The organism is Pseudomonas gingeri (assembly GCF_013385635.1).
Classification (GTDB): Bacteria; Pseudomonadota; Gammaproteobacteria; order Pseudomonadales; family Pseudomonadaceae; genus Aquipseudomonas; species Aquipseudomonas gingeri_A.
Genome location: NZ_JACAPR010000013.1, coordinates 156,572 through 169,962 on the forward strand (window position 1 = coordinate 156,572; position 13,391 = coordinate 169,962).

Below are 13,391 nucleotides of genomic sequence, written 5' to 3' on the forward strand. Positions count from 1 at the left end.
ATCGCGGCACACCCCTGAATCGCCGCCGTCATGAACCCTCGGAGCTTACCAGCATGGCATTGCGGTAAGCCTTGGGAGAACTGCCGGTCACCCGCTTGAAAGCGTTGCTGAAGGCACTTTCTGACGAGTAGCCCAGCGTCTGGGCGAGCACCGCCATCGGCCGGTTATCTTCGCGCAACGCCCGTTCGGTAAGGCGCATGCGCCATTCGGTGAGATAGGTCAATGGCGCGACACCGGCGGTGGTCCTGAAACGCAAGGCGAACGTCGTGCGGGACATCGCGCATGCCCTGGCCAATTCGTCGAGATGCCAGGCACGGGCGGGATCGCCGTGCATCAAGCGCAGGGCGGGCGCGATACGCGTATCGGCCAGCGCTCGCAGCCATCCGGCCGGCATCGGCGCGCTGGTGCTCAAATGTGCACGCAGTATCTGGATAAACAGCAACTGGGCGAGTTGTGCCGATGCGAGCTGCACGCCAGGCAGTTCGCTGGCACGCTCTTCGACAAGCTGATCGAGCAGCCAGCGGAAAGCCTTCGCTTGCGGCGAAGCGGCCGGCACATGGATCCACGGTGGCAGGACATCCGCCAGCAACCGCCCGCTCGCCTGGTCGAGCAGCACGTGACCGCCGATGTGGGCGAAATCGGCACCATCCCCCAGCTGCGCCGTTGTGCTGCCGACAGCGGAAAACACACTCATGGCTTCTACGGGCACCACGTCGAGATCGCTGGCGAGCACAAAGGACCGTTTCGCCGCCAGGAGTCCGACGTCTCCCGTGCCGAAGCGAATCGGTTCCGCATGGCCATCGATTCGAGCCCAGCAACCGCCCTTCACGACGGCGAAGAACTTGATGGTGTCCGGTGCCGGAAAACGCAGGGCCCACGGCCCGCCCGCGGTGAAACCACCGGTCACGAGCGATTCGGCATGGGTGTACTTGAGGATATCGGAGAAAGGATCGTTGCTCATGTCCGGACTATCGCGCAAGTAAGTCGCACTTTCAAATATTCAGCGTACGGACATCCCTGTTTAACCTGACGCAACAGTCAATCAGTCAGGAAATCGGCATGAACGAACACCGGGTATTGGTCACCGGCGGAACCGGGTTTATTGCCCAGCATTGCATACTCGCCTTGTTGCGTGAGGGCTATCACGTGCGGACCACGATCCGTTCGCCAGCACGGGCAGCTGAAGTGCGCAGCAACCTCAAGACCGGCGGCGCCGAACCGGGCGAGCGTCTTGCATTCGTCACGGCCGATCTGGGTCATGACCGCGGCTGGGCAGAGGCCACCGCCGGATGTACTTATGTGCTGCATGGCGCTTCGCCGACGCCCTCCGGCGACCAGGTTCGTGAGGAAGACTGGATCAAGCCCGCGGTCGACGGCAATCTGCGCGTGCTGCGCGCCGCGCGGGATGCCGGCGTCAAACGGGTAGTGCTGACCTCCGCTTTCGGCGCGATCTGTGCCGGACATCCGTCGATGGCGCGGCCATTCGATGAGACGGACTGGAGCGATCTGACCGGTGACGTATGGCCGTACCAGAAATCGAAGACCCTTTCCGAACGTGCCGCCTGGGAGTTCATCGAGCAGGAAGGCGGTGCACTGGAGCTGTCCGCCGTCAACCCGACGGCGGTGCTGGGTCCTGTGCTCGGCCCGGACTATTCGCACTCCATCCGGATGATCACCAACATGCTCGATGGCCAGCGCGGCTGCCCGAAGGTCAACTGTGGTTTTGTCGATGTGCGGGATGTGGCGGACCTGCACCTGCGCGCCATGACCCATCCGGCAGCCAAGGGTGAGCGCTTTCTCGCCATCGCCGACGAAAGCCTGTGGCTGATCGACGTGGCGCAGGTGTTACGCCGCCGCCTGGGCGCCTCGGCCAGCAAGGTTCCCACCAGGGAGCTGCCCAACTGGCTGATGCGCCTTGCCGCCCTCAGGAATCCTGGGCTCCGGGGTATCGCAACACTGCTGGGCCGGAACATGAATGCCACCAGCGACAAGGCTGTGCGCCTGCTCGGCTGGGCACCGCGCTCAAGCGAAGAAGCTATTGTCGCGACGGCCGAGAGCCTGGTTCAGTTGGGTTTGCTGCGTCATTGAGAGATTGCGCATCGGGTGTAGCCGCCCCTCTTTGACACATTCAATGCAGGTCAAAGAGGGGGACCTTCGATCTCAGGCGGACGGGTTGTTCAACCGGTCGATCAGGACCTGTGCGGCCGGACCCGATGAGGCAGGGTTCTGGCCGGTGATCAGCAGACCATCGCTGACCACGTAGGAAGCCCAATCATCAGCCTTCGAATACAGGCCGCCCTGGGCCCTGAGTACATCCTCGACCAGGAACGGCACCACATGGGTCAGGCCCACCGCCTCTTCCTCGGTATTGGTGAAGCCGGTGACCTTCTTGCCCTCGACCAGCGGGCTGCCGTCAGGTTTCTTCACATGACGCAACACGCCTGGCGCGTGGCAGACCAGTGCGGCGGGCTTGCCACTGGCGAGGAACGACTGGATCAGTTGGATCGAGTCCTGGTCTTCAGCCAGATCCCACAGCGGGCCATGGCCACCGGGATAGAAGACCGCGTCGAAGTCCACGGGCGAGACGCTGTCCAGGCGCACGGTGCTTGCCAGTTGGGCGGTCGCGGCGGCATCGGCCTCGAAGCGACGGGTCAGCTCGGTCTGGTTGGCCGGCTCGTTGCTTTTTGGATCAAGCGGCGGTTGGCCACCTTTGGGCGAAGCCAGGACGATCTCGGCCCGGGCATCCAGGAAGGCGTAGTACGGTGCGGCCAGCTCTTCGAGCCAGAAGCCGGTTGGGAGGCCGGTGTCGCCGAGCTTGTCGTGGGAGGTCAGGACCATGAGAACTTTCATCTTGAGATTCCTTTTATCTGAGTGCGAAGGCAGCAAGGCCGCCTTTTCAGTGACGGTGTGGACATACCGTAATACTTAGTAGACCAGTCGTCTAGTAACTTTGTAAAAATAGTTGCGCTGCGGCTCCTGGCAGCGTGTTTTGGTCAGGTGCGAACGATCAGGCCAGGTGCAGTATCTGGCGAGTGGTGGTCATGGCGGTCTCGAAAGGCTGCAGGCTCCTGGCGATCTTCACCATGACACTGGCGCCGACCCACAACTGGTAGAGGCTCTTGGCAACAGTCTCGGGGTCAGCACACACTGGCAATGACTTGTCCCTCCCCCCCGCTTCGATGGCCTGTGCCAGGAGGTCGGTGATTCCCGATGTACCGCGCTTGAGCACAGCGCGCATGGGTTCCGAAAGATCGGCCACTTCCACGCCCAGCTTCACCGCCAGGCACTTGCCCTGGCATTCGAGAAACGACTGGGATTGCTGCCAGACCTGCCAATAGTTCATCAGGCGATCGCCCACGGCCACCCCAGGCTCGCCCAGGATCCGGTCCATGTCGGCCAGATAGTCTTCGAAATAGCTTTCAAGCAGTGCCTCGCCAAAAGCGTCCTTGGACCCGAAGTAATGGTAGAAGGACCCTTTTGGTACTCCGGCAGCGGCCAGGATTTCATTCAGCCCGACAGCGGAATAACCCTTGGCGGCCATGATTTGCTGGCCGGCATCAAGGATTCCCTGACGAACATCTGAATTTCCACGTGTTTTAGGTGTGCTCATGGGGAAATGGTAGCGCACTAATAGATCGGTCTACTAGAGTCTCATCCGGGCTAAGGTTTCAACCCCAGCCGCTCCATGGCCTCATGGGCCTCGATGATCATCCCGGACACCTCCGCGACCGTGACATGCAGACTGGTTGCTCGCGACCGCATATGTTCGTAGGCCTGTGTCTCGGTCAGGTTCTGGCGTTCGACCAACACCCGAATGGCCTTTTCAATCTGTCGACGGGATTTGATCGTCAGCTCGAGCTTGTCGATCTTCCCCTGCAACTTCTCCTGGTAGCTGTACGAGGCTCTCGCCAGCACCAGCGTGCTGAGAATGCCGGAGGAACGGAACGGTTTCGAAATCACCCCGTGGGCACGGGTATCGAGGAGCAACTTGAGGATGGTCGGGCTTTCGTAATCGCTGAGCGCAATCAGCGCCGCATTGACCGAGGCCCCCGACCAGATCCGATTGCCCTCCAGCTCCTGGGTGATCTGAAAGAGAATGACATCGACGTCCGCGGGAGGCTCCGAGGGAAATGGCCAGACGACCTTGACCCGGCAGCCGATTCTTTTCAGCTGCTGCATGACAATATCGCGGTCGTCGCCAGGCGGATAAACGAATGCAACGCAGATACTGCGCAAATCTTCATAGAGACGGCGAAGGCTGGAACTCATGGCATTACCTCAACCAAAACTCAGAGAAGCCGAAAGTGGAGAGGTAAGGATCAGGCTTGACCGGACCTGAGCCTTCCCAGACGACGTCGAACTGCCCGTCACTGCGACAGATACCGATCCGCGGCGTCAGGACGCAATGGTTGTTTTCGGCATCGATGGCAATCGGTCCTTCCGGAGAGGCGAACTTGACCTTATGCACGGCATCGACCAGCTTGCGCCGGTCCAGGCTGCCGGCGCGCTCCAGAGCCCGCGCAAACAGGTGGACCTGAGAATACGCCATTTCCGACCAGGTGCTGGTCGGGCGATCACCGAAGCGTTGGCGCCAGAGCTCGATAAAGCGCTGGTTGCTGTCGTTGGGCAGCGAACCGAAATAGGTCGCCGCCGTGATATGCCCCTCACACAGCTGGGGGCCGATCAGACGGATTTCTTCCTCGGCCATGGACAGACTGGCGATGGGGATTTTCTTCGGGTCAAGGCCATGCTCGCCATAGCGCTGATAGAAAGAACGGGCCGACTGCCCGACCAGGGTCGAGAACACCACATCCGGCTGCGCGTCGCGGATTTCATTCAAGACATCCTTGAGCTGTTCCAGCCCCGCGTCGATGGGCAGGTAGACTTCGTCGACGATTTCACCGCCGTACTGTTCGACGACGTCCCGCATGATGCGATTGGATTCACGCGGATAGATATAGTCCGCGCCCACCAGAAAGAACCGGGTGCCCTTGTTCTGCAACAGGTAGGCGGCGAGCTGGATGCTGTTCTGGTTGGGCACGGCGCCGGTGTAGATGATGTTCGGCGAGTATTCGAACCCTTCGTAGAACGAGCAATACCAGAGCAACGCATTATGGCGCTCGACCAGCGACAGCACGGCCTTGCGGCTGGAGGAACGGGAGCAGCCAAAAATGACGTTGATCTCGTCTTCAATGAGCAGCTTGCCCGTCAGGCGCCGGTATTCCTCCGGCGAGCCCTTGGGATCATAAGCGGTGGGGATCAACGGCAGGTTCAGCACACCACCCAGTGCGTTGATTTCCTCGATGGCAAGCGCGGTACCGAAAAAATGCTCCGACTCGGTGACCGCCGTGGCCCCCGAGCGCGAGTACAAGACGCCAACCGGCCATCCCTGATCTTTAGTGACTGCTGTCCTGGTGCTTGGCATGACGCTCACCTATTGATCGAAAATAGCGTGTAGTTCGGTCGAAGACCGCGGGACCTGCATCGCCAGCATCAACAGTATCCTGGCTTTCTGCGCGCTGAGATCATTGGCAAAGAGGGCACCGGCATCCCTCAGCGTCACCCCGCCGCCGGTAAAGCCATAGACGGGCCTGACCCGGCCGCGTGGCACGCGGCTGGCAATGACCACCGTGATGCCCAATGCGATGGCCTCCAGAATGGCGGCGTGCATCTCGGTATTCACATTGCCCGCTCCCAGGGCCTGGATCACCAGGCCCCGGGCACCCGCCTGCACCGCCGCCCTGAGCAACGCCCCGTCGGCTCCGGCGTACATCGGCACGATATCGACGCGAGGCAGCCCGGTATCCCCCAGCGGTAGAGCGTATCGACGGCAGGGTGAGCGATAGAATGTGACACGCTCGCCATCCACCCTGCCGAGCAGGCCGGCGTCACCCGAATTGAACGATTCGACATCCGAGGTATGGGTCTTGCTGACCTCACGGGCGGCATTGATCTGATCATTCAGAACGACCATCACCCCCTTGCCCACCGATTCAGGCGCAATGCATACCCGTATACCGCTTCTCAGGTTGCGCGGGCCATCGAAGTCCGCTTCGGAGGCGTTGCGCTGGGCACCGATAAGCACCACCGGCTTGCGCGACGTCAACGTCAGGTCGAGAAACCAGGCGGTCTCTTCAAGGGTATCGGTGCCATGGGACACCAACACCCCGACGATATCCTCGCGAGCCAGTGCGGCTTCAATCTCCCGATGCAGCCGCAGCCAACGCAGCGGCCCCATTTCGACCGAGGGCACGTTGGACAGGTTGTTGACTTCCAGTCGCGCGATCGCCGCCAGTTCAGGCACCGCCTTGAGCAAGTCGCTGCCCGAGAGCGCCGGTATCGGCGCCGACGTCAAAGGGTCGACCTGCATGGCAATGGTGCCGCCGGTGGCGATGAACAGGCAGCCAGGCAGCTCGCCAGAACTTGACAGCAGCATAAGCGTCACACCCTCAGATGGTTGAAAATGGCTTCGGTGGCACCCGGCGCATGGGCATCGCCCTCCTCCTCGATTTCACCCTGCTTGAGCACCAGGTAGCGATCCGCGACCTGCAAGGCGAACGGCACGTTCTGCTCGATCAGCAGCAGGGTCGTGCCATGGACCTGCCGTTCGTGCAGCAGCGCCACGGCGATCCGCTCGATCACCGAAGGCTGCAGGCCCTCGGTGATTTCGTCCAGCAAAATAATCGCGGGACGCATCATCAGTGCCCGTGCCACCAGCAGCATTTTCTGCTCGCCGCCCGACAGCGTGCCGGCGTACTGCTTCAGGCGGTCCTTGAACACCGGGAACACCGACTCGATCGAAGCGAAACGCTCATCGAACAGGGCGTCTTTCTCCAGCCCCATGCGCAGGTTGTCGCGGATGCTCAGTTCGGTGAACAGCGCCTTTTCCTGGGCGGCATAAGCCACGCCGGCCCGGGCGACATGGTGCGGCGACAAGCGGGTAATGTCGCCCTCGTTGACCTGCACGGTGCCCTGCTGCTTCGGCAGATAGCCCATTATGGTCTTGAGCAATGTGGTCTTGCCCATGCCGTTCTTGCCGAGCAAGGCGACCGCTTCGCCCGCCCGGATCTTGAGCGACAGGTCGCGGATGACCACCGATGCCCTGTAGCCACTGGTGACCGCATTGAGTTGCAACGTAGCACCGTTCATACGACCTCCCGTGGGACGAGTGCGGATCCGGTATAGATCGTCTTGACCAGATCCGAGTTGACGACTTCCTCGAAAGTCCCCTGCATGACCATCCTGCCCTGGTGCAAGACCACGATCCGTGTCGCGATCTGCTCAACGAAATCCAGGTCGTGTTCAACCAGCAGACAGCACAACTTGTAGCGGTTGGCGAGCAAGGACAGCACGACGCCGATTTGTGTACGCTCGGTCTTGGTCAGCCCCGCCGTCGGCTCATCGAGAAGGACGATACGCGGTTCAAGGGCTAGCACCATGGCCAGCTCCAGCGCTTGCTGCTCACCATGGGACAGGTCACGGGCGACCACCGCCAGCATGCTGTCCAGCCCGGTGACCCGCAGCACGTCGAGGGCATAGGATGGCAAGGCCAGCGTATCGGCCCGTCGGAACAGCAAAGGGCGCTCATGGAGGACACTCGCCATGCGCAGGCACTCGGCAACGGTCAGGGACTCGAAGATATTGGCATTCTGGAATTTGCGCCCGAGGCCAAAACGCACGCAGGCCTCGGCCGGAAGTCGACGAATATCGTTGCCACAGAGATGCACCGTCCCTGAAGTACGATCGGCACCGTCGCTCATGCAACGCATCAGGGTGGTCTTGCCGGCCCCATTGGGCCCGATCAGCCCGACCAGGTCACCCGCCTGCGCCTCGAGATTGATGCCTTGCAAGACCTTGAGCGAACCATAGCTCTTGGTGACGTCATCCATGACCAAAGCCGGAACATCACCCGCCTCGGGCACCGCTCTCGCGACACGCTCGATCAGCGTCGGCGCCTGTCGTGAACGCGCACCGAAGCCGAAGGGCTTGAGCAATACCGGGACGATACCTTGCGGCAGCAGGACGATCACCAGCACAAAGGACAGGCCCAGGATCAACTGCCACAGGAACGGCATCCGGCTGCCCAGGTAGGCCGTGGCGACGTTGATCAAAATGGCACCCGCCATGGGGCCCCATAATGTCCCGCGCCCACCCAGCGCTACCCAGATGATCAACTCGGTGCCCAGGACGAAACCGGATAGCTCGGGCGCCACCACGCCACTGAAGGCGCCGTAGCCAAAACCTGCAATCCCGGTAATGGCAGCCGTCACCACCAGCAGAATGATCTTGATGGAGGGGACGTTGATCCCCAGGTATGCGCACCTGGATTCGTTGTCACGGATCGACGCCAGTACACGCCCGGCATCGCTGCGCACAAAAAGCCAGGCGACCAGACCAGTCAGCGCGGCACCACCACCGGCGATCCAGTACCAGGCCGGCAGCGACAGGTCGAAGGTGTCATAGCCGGTCAGCCCCGAACTGGAACCGGTCCATTCACCGCCGGACAGCAGCAACTGGGTCATGACGATCGGCAGCACCAGCGAGATCACCGTGGCAAAGAACGGTGACGCGCCCCTGTAGAACGACAACCAGCCGACCAGCCCGGCCACCGCCATGGGCACGATAATCGCCAGGCCGATGGCGATGGCAATGGTGCCGGGTGCAAAGCCGAAGTGTGTGAACACCAGCCCCGCGGCATATGCCCCGATGCCGAAGAACGCCGACTGGCCGAACGTCAGGTAGCCCGTATAGCCCCACAGCACATCCACCGTGATGACCACGATGGCAAACAGAAAGGCCTTGATCAGCAGATTGAGCACATAACTGTCGAAAATCCAGGGACCCACGGCGAGCAATCCAAGGCCGACCAGGGCCAGCAGACCTGAACGCCCCCATGCGCCCTGGCGCGCGGATCTTTTGGACGGGCTGTTCGCCGCCTGCAACGTGGTGTTAGTCATGGGCGAACCCCTTTGGACGAATACGCAAGGTCAAGGCCGCCAACACGGCAATCGTCAGACCGCCAAGCACCGGGCTGGCATAGGTACTGACAATGACCTGGCACGCACCGAAGACCGCACAGGTGACAATCAGGCTGAGCATCGAGTGTCCGGAGACCATGACCAGCATGAAGGCGGAAACCAGCCAGGTGATGCCCATGCCCGGATCAATGCTCGACAACGGACTGATCAGGGCACCGGCCAAGGTGCCCAGGCCCGCGCCCAGGCTGAAGGTGATGAAGCGTATGCGTCCGGCATGAATGCCCAGGCCGCTGGCCAGTTCCTCGTTCATGATCACGGCGCGGGTCTTGACACCGAAGCGCGTGCCGTTGAGCAGCGCCGTCAGCAATGCACACAGGCCCAGGGCCAGGGGCACCAGCAGCAGCCGGTACGAGGAGTATTGCGTCCCCCCGAACGACCAGGTACCGGTCAGGGGCACATCAGCGAATTTCACATCCCGACCGAAGCCGATGATGATCAACTGACCGATAACGATACCCAGGCCCCAGGTTGCCAGGATGGCATCCAGGGGACGCTTGTAGAGTGGTCGGACAATCAGGTATTCGATGACCGCGCCGACCAGCATCCCGGTCGCCAGCGCCAACGGCCAACCCAGCCAGGGGCTCCAGCCCAGTTGAGTGACGACAAACGCCGCATACCCGCCCATGGTCAACAGGGCACCGTGGGCAAAATTGACGATTTTCATGATGCCGAAAATCATCATCAGACCAGCTGTAACAATAAACAGCATGGCTATCGTTGTTGTTATATCGAGCATCAGAACCATGACGTCTCCCTCCGGGGAGAATGCAACGTAAAGCGATACCTGGCGTTTACACCGTTGATCATTTCAAGCCCGGGCACTGATCACCGGGGCTGACACCTTCCTGGGTGGCCAGGATGCGAATCGAGCCGTCGCCCTGGATCTGGCCAAGGCGCATCGCCAGTGGGGTATGGCGGCTGGCATTCATCTGCACGGCGCCACGGGGCCCGACGACGGAGACATCCTTCAGCGCCTCTACCACTGCGGCGGAGTCGGTGGAATTGGCTTTCTCAACCGCGGCCTTGTAGAGAAAAAACGCTTCGTATTGCGGCTCGGACAGCTCGTTCGGGGTCGACAGGTCGCCGGCGAATTTCTGCCCGAGATCAGCCAGGAATTTCTTGTTCTCCGGCGTATCGATACTGGTCAGGTACGAGGCCGACATGTACATGCCCGTCGCCACATCGCCCATGGTCTTGCCCGTGCCTTCGTCGATGGCCAGGTTGCCGTAAGGCAGTGTCAATGCCGCGGCCTTGAGCTGTTTGGCCAGCGACACGTTGGGCGCGCCACCGGCCGTGGCACTGATCAGGGCATCCGGTTGCAACGAGCGGATCTTGGAAATCACCGCGGTCCAGTCACTGCCATCCATCGGCAGGTATTCTTCGCCGATGACCTTGCCGCCGTGTTGCTCGATATAGGCCTTGGTGAACTTGAGCATGCCTCGGCCGAAGGCGTAGTCGCTGCCCACGAGAAAGTAGTTTTTCGCACCGAGTTTCTGGCTGAAGTAATCCACCACGGGGGCGACTTGCTGCTCCGGCACCCAACCGTTGACATACATCCACTTGTTGCAGGAACGACCTTCATAGAACGAGGTGTAGATGTACGGCACGCGACCGCGGGAAATGATCGGCAAGGCGGCATTGCGCGCGGCGCTGCTTTCCATCGCGATGATGGCGTCGACTTTCTTTTCCAGGACCAGTGTATCGAATGCCTTCTGGGCCCCGATGGCACCGGACGCATCGTCGACGATCTCCAACTGCACGGGGCGGCCGAGTATCCCGCCGGCGGCATTGATCTGCTCCACGGCGAGCTGCGAGGATTGGACAACAGCAGGTGCCACGACGCTATTGGCGCCGGACAACCCTACCGCCACACCGATCTTGATAGGTTCTGCGGCCTGTCCCTGGGCTGCGGCAAACGCGGTTGCAGCCAATACAGCGATGCGGATGAGCGATTGAGTGGATTTCATCTGAATATCCTCGGTTGCTTTTTATTGTAGGTAGGGGTTAGTAGCGAGGCAGTTGCCAGCCGGTGCCAAGCATGGGGTCGTAGAGGTCACTGCGTCGGTCGCGCAGGACCGTGTTGAATGGGGTCAGGTGCCGGGATTGGCGGGACGCCTTCAGGTTGATCTCGGCGTAGAGTATTTCTTCGCGGTCCGCACTGCCGGGGGCGGCCAATGGCCAACCATCGGCCCCGACAATGAGGCTGTTGCCGACAAAGCGCTGGCCCCGTTCGATGCCCACGCGGTCGGCGCAGATAATGTTCAGGCTGTTGGAATGGGCATTGGCCATGGCCAGGGTATTGGCCATGATCATCGCGTCATCGCGTTGTCCCGGCATGGGCACCCAGTTGGTGGGCATGCAGACGATATCGGCGCCTTGCATGGCCAGTAGTCGATAGACTTCGGGGAACCAGCCGTCGTAGCAGATGATCATCGCCAGGCGGCCAAGAGGTGTATGAAAAACCGGCAGGCCAAGATCGCCGGCCTCGAAGTACAGATGCTCATCGCCCCACAGATGAAGCTTGCGATAAGTGCCGATGTAGCCTTCGGGCCCGACCATGACGGCGGAGTTGTAAAGCTTGTTGCCCAGCCGTTCCGCAACGCCGGCGATGAGGTAGATGTCGCGCTGCCGGGCGATGTCTTCCCAGGCCTGGGTACTGGCACCTCCCGGCACCGGCTCCGCCAGTTCGAACGCCTCTTCGCGGCTGGAAAAGACATAACCGCTGCTGACCAGCTCGGGCAGTACAACGATTCGCGCACCGGCGGTCGCGGCCTCATCGATCAAACGCAGCGACGCTTGCAGATTGTCTGCCTTGCAGCCCACACGGGGCTCCATTTGCAAGGCGGCCACGGTGATCCCGGGAAAGCCCTGGGACGGCTCGGAGGGACGTTGCTCGGAGGGTTGCACAGTAGACATATAAAATTTTTCCAAAAAAAAAGCCCCCGAATGCGCTGTTAACGCAAATCAGGGGCTTCTATAGCCGATTATGTACTCAGCACTATTGCTGAGGGTCTGCGATCTCTTGAAAAGAAAAGGCGACCTGTGGAATCAAGTTACACAGGTCCAGCGAATGGTGTCAACGTATTTCAATGCCTGGCGAGCGCACGTTTCTCCACACTCTGCTTGAGCAGATCATGGCCGCTGACCACGACGATGCCGACCAACACCAGTATCGAGCCGACCACGAACGATGACTCCAGTGTGCCGCCCCACTGTACCCACGTCAGTCGCTCACCGGGGAAGCGAAAATGCAGGCCGACGGCGGCAAAAACCGGTGCCGTGTACAGGAATATCACCATATGGGCAGCGGACGTGTAGCGCAGCCCCTCGGACACCGCGATGTACTCCAGCGCAAAAAGCACACCGACGACGATCCTGCCTCGCCAGGTGTCCAGGCTGCACTTGACCCGGTACCGGCGCAGCAGCAAAAGCAGCCCCACCATCACCGCCGCGATGCCGGGGCGCAGGGCGATCTGCAGCACTGGCGCCACATCCGCGGCTGCGACCTTGATCGCCACTTGCTGAAGTCCCCAGATGGCACAGATCACGGTCATCATGACCACTGCCTGCCCATCGACCTGATTGTTGCGCCGTTTACCCACGAGATTCCGGCACCGATCTATTTCCGGTCAGCGCAGGTACCGGCCTCGGCCACCTATCCGCTGCATCGACATCCGTGGGGCGAATTCGTGTACTCCTTCAGCGGCGTCATGGAAGTCAAGCTGTCCGACAAGCACTTCATCGTCCCGCCGCACTACGGCGTGTGGCTTCCTCCCAACGCCGAGCACTGGGCGCTCAATCGCCAGGAGGCCTGTCACTGTTCGCTCTATATCGCCGAGCCGCTGTGCGAGGACTTGCTCGCGAGCGCTTGTGCACTGACGGTGACGCCGCTGATACGGGCGTTGCTGGATGAACTGCGGGCATCGCCCTCCTCGCTTCCCCAGACGGCCGAAGACAGCCGCCTGCTTCATGTACTGCTGGACAAGTTGAACAGAACCTCCCGAGTCGGCAGCTACCTGCCCGGTCCAACGATCCCGCACTGTCGCCAATCCTTGATGCATTGGAACGGGACCCGGCCGATGATTGTTCGCTGACTGATTGGGCACGCCTGGTCAACACCCCCGAACGTACGCTGTTGCGACGCTGCCAGCTTGACCTGGGAATGTCGCTGGCACAGTGGCGACAACGATTGAAAGTGATACGCTCGCTTGAGATGCTGCGTGAAGGTGCCACGGTCGAGGCGGTTGCCTTCGACCTTGGCTACAACAGTTCCTCTGCGTTCATCAGCATGTTTCGCAAGCTGACCGGGGAAACGCCCCATGAATATCGCCGGGAAAAGTTGAGTTGAAGCGA

Annotated in this window: 15 protein-coding genes; 3 read left to right on the plus strand and 12 right to left on the minus strand. The window is 61.1% G+C overall.

Annotated elements, in window-relative coordinates; genetic code table 11:
• Positions 1 to 28: 28 nt before the first annotated feature.
• A complete protein-coding gene (locus HX851_RS41605) occupies positions 29 to 961 on the minus strand; it encodes an AraC family transcriptional regulator (RefSeq protein ID WP_177063903.1) in 933 nt (310 codons plus the stop codon).
• A 98-nt stretch (positions 962 to 1,059) separates the two neighbouring features.
• Here HX851_RS41605 and HX851_RS41610 point away from each other — a divergent pair, with 98 nt between their 5' ends.
• Positions 1,060 to 2,088: an SDR family oxidoreductase gene (locus tag HX851_RS41610; protein ID WP_177063904.1), complete on the plus strand. Its 1,029-nt coding sequence runs from the start codon at positions 1,060 to 1,062 to the stop codon at positions 2,086 to 2,088.
• A 72-nt stretch (positions 2,089 to 2,160) separates the two neighbouring features.
• On the opposite strand, the gene HX851_RS41615 is transcribed toward HX851_RS41610, so the two are convergent.
• From HX851_RS41615 to HX851_RS41665, 11 genes are all read right to left on the minus strand, one after another.
• The gene (locus HX851_RS41615) at positions 2,161 to 2,850 is read right to left on the minus strand and encodes a type 1 glutamine amidotransferase domain-containing protein (RefSeq protein ID WP_177063905.1); all 690 of its coding nucleotides are present in this window, start codon (positions 2,848 to 2,850) and stop codon (positions 2,161 to 2,163) included.
• A 157-nt stretch (positions 2,851 to 3,007) separates the two neighbouring features.
• Entirely contained in the window at positions 3,008 to 3,610 is a 603-nt protein-coding gene (locus tag HX851_RS41620; RefSeq protein WP_177063906.1) for a TetR/AcrR family transcriptional regulator, read from the minus strand.
• Between the two features lie 50 nt (positions 3,611 to 3,660).
• Complete coding sequence (locus HX851_RS41625; RefSeq protein WP_177056749.1) at positions 3,661 to 4,269, minus strand: ANTAR domain-containing response regulator; 609 nt, start codon at positions 4,267 to 4,269, stop codon at positions 3,661 to 3,663.
• A 4-nt stretch (positions 4,270 to 4,273) separates the two neighbouring features.
• Positions 4,274 to 5,371, minus strand: coding sequence for a transporter substrate-binding domain-containing protein (locus HX851_RS41630; protein WP_218173480.1), 1,098 nt, complete (start codon positions 5,369 to 5,371; stop codon positions 4,274 to 4,276).
• Between the two features lie 63 nt (positions 5,372 to 5,434).
• On the minus strand, positions 5,435 to 6,436 hold the full coding sequence (locus tag HX851_RS41635; RefSeq protein WP_177056747.1) for an asparaginase: 1,002 nt from the start codon (positions 6,434 to 6,436) through the stop codon (positions 5,435 to 5,437).
• A gap of 5 nt (positions 6,437 to 6,441) precedes the next feature.
• Complete coding sequence (locus HX851_RS41640) at positions 6,442 to 7,149, minus strand: branched-chain amino acid ABC transporter ATP-binding protein (RefSeq protein WP_177056746.1); 708 nt, start codon at positions 7,147 to 7,149, stop codon at positions 6,442 to 6,444.
• Positions 7,146 to 8,957 carry an ABC transporter permease subunit gene (locus tag HX851_RS41645; protein ID WP_177063908.1) on the minus strand — a complete coding sequence of 604 codons (1,812 nt, stop codon included), beginning with the start codon at positions 8,955 to 8,957 and terminating at the stop codon, positions 7,146 to 7,148. The genes HX851_RS41640 and HX851_RS41645 overlap by 4 nt, the downstream gene beginning before the upstream one ends.
• The gene (locus tag HX851_RS41650; RefSeq protein ID WP_177056744.1) at positions 8,950 to 9,783 is read right to left on the minus strand and encodes a branched-chain amino acid ABC transporter permease; all 834 of its coding nucleotides are present in this window, start codon (positions 9,781 to 9,783) and stop codon (positions 8,950 to 8,952) included. Before HX851_RS41650 ends, HX851_RS41645 begins: the two co-directional genes overlap by 8 nt.
• 58 nt (positions 9,784 to 9,841) lie before the next feature.
• Complete coding sequence (locus HX851_RS41655) at positions 9,842 to 11,005, minus strand: substrate-binding protein (RefSeq protein ID WP_177056743.1); 1,164 nt, start codon at positions 11,003 to 11,005, stop codon at positions 9,842 to 9,844.
• A 37-nt stretch (positions 11,006 to 11,042) separates the two neighbouring features.
• Positions 11,043 to 11,954 (minus strand): nitrilase family protein, encoded by a 912-nt coding sequence (locus tag HX851_RS41660; protein ID WP_177056742.1) that lies wholly within the window; start codon positions 11,952 to 11,954, stop codon positions 11,043 to 11,045.
• A gap of 170 nt (positions 11,955 to 12,124) precedes the next feature.
• The gene (locus HX851_RS41665) at positions 12,125 to 12,595 is read right to left on the minus strand and encodes an EamA family transporter (protein WP_218173481.1); all 471 of its coding nucleotides are present in this window, start codon (positions 12,593 to 12,595) and stop codon (positions 12,125 to 12,127) included.
• Between HX851_RS41665 and HX851_RS41670 the strand changes: the two genes are divergently transcribed.
• Together HX851_RS41670 and HX851_RS45500 are read left to right on the plus strand one after the other, a co-directional pair.
• Positions 12,557 to 13,132: an AraC family ligand binding domain-containing protein gene (locus HX851_RS41670; RefSeq protein WP_439899229.1), complete on the plus strand. Its 576-nt coding sequence runs from the start codon at positions 12,557 to 12,559 to the stop codon at positions 13,130 to 13,132. The genes HX851_RS41665 and HX851_RS41670 overlap by 39 nt on opposite strands.
• Positions 13,133 to 13,173: 41 nt before the next feature.
• Complete coding sequence (locus tag HX851_RS45500) at positions 13,174 to 13,386, plus strand: helix-turn-helix domain-containing protein (protein WP_439899230.1); 213 nt, start codon at positions 13,174 to 13,176, stop codon at positions 13,384 to 13,386.
• Positions 13,387 to 13,391: the final 5 nt, after the last annotated feature.

Excerpts from the sequence above, each read along its gene's own strand:
- HX851_RS41635 (WP_177056747.1), bottom strand. The coding sequence starts at position 6,436 with ATGCTGCTGTCAAGTTCTGGCGAGCTGCCTGGCTGCCTGTTCATCGCC.
- HX851_RS41660 (WP_177056742.1), bottom strand. The coding sequence starts at position 11,954 with ATGTCTACTGTGCAACCCTCCGAGCAACGTCCCTCCGAGCCGTCCCAG.
- HX851_RS41625 (WP_177056749.1), bottom strand. The coding sequence starts at position 4,269 with ATGAGTTCCAGCCTTCGCCGTCTCTATGAAGATTTGCGCAGTATCTGC.
- HX851_RS41665 (WP_218173481.1), bottom strand. The coding sequence starts at position 12,595 with ATGATGACCGTGATCTGTGCCATCTGGGGACTTCAGCAAGTGGCGATC.
- HX851_RS41620 (WP_177063906.1), bottom strand. The coding sequence starts at position 3,610 with ATGAGCACACCTAAAACACGTGGAAATTCAGATGTTCGTCAGGGAATC.
- HX851_RS41650 (WP_177056744.1), bottom strand. The coding sequence starts at position 9,783 with ATGGTTCTGATGCTCGATATAACAACAACGATAGCCATGCTGTTTATT.
- HX851_RS41640 (WP_177056746.1), bottom strand. The coding sequence starts at position 7,149 with ATGAACGGTGCTACGTTGCAACTCAATGCGGTCACCAGTGGCTACAGG.
- HX851_RS41605 (WP_177063903.1), bottom strand. The coding sequence starts at position 961 with ATGAGCAACGATCCTTTCTCCGATATCCTCAAGTACACCCATGCCGAA.
- HX851_RS41655 (WP_177056743.1), bottom strand. The coding sequence starts at position 11,005 with ATGAAATCCACTCAATCGCTCATCCGCATCGCTGTATTGGCTGCAACC.
- HX851_RS41615 (WP_177063905.1), bottom strand. The coding sequence starts at position 2,850 with ATGAAAGTTCTCATGGTCCTGACCTCCCACGACAAGCTCGGCGACACC.
- HX851_RS41610 (WP_177063904.1), top strand. The coding sequence starts at position 1,060 with ATGAACGAACACCGGGTATTGGTCACCGGCGGAACCGGGTTTATTGCC.
- HX851_RS41645 (WP_177063908.1), bottom strand. The coding sequence starts at position 8,957 with ATGACTAACACCACGTTGCAGGCGGCGAACAGCCCGTCCAAAAGATCC.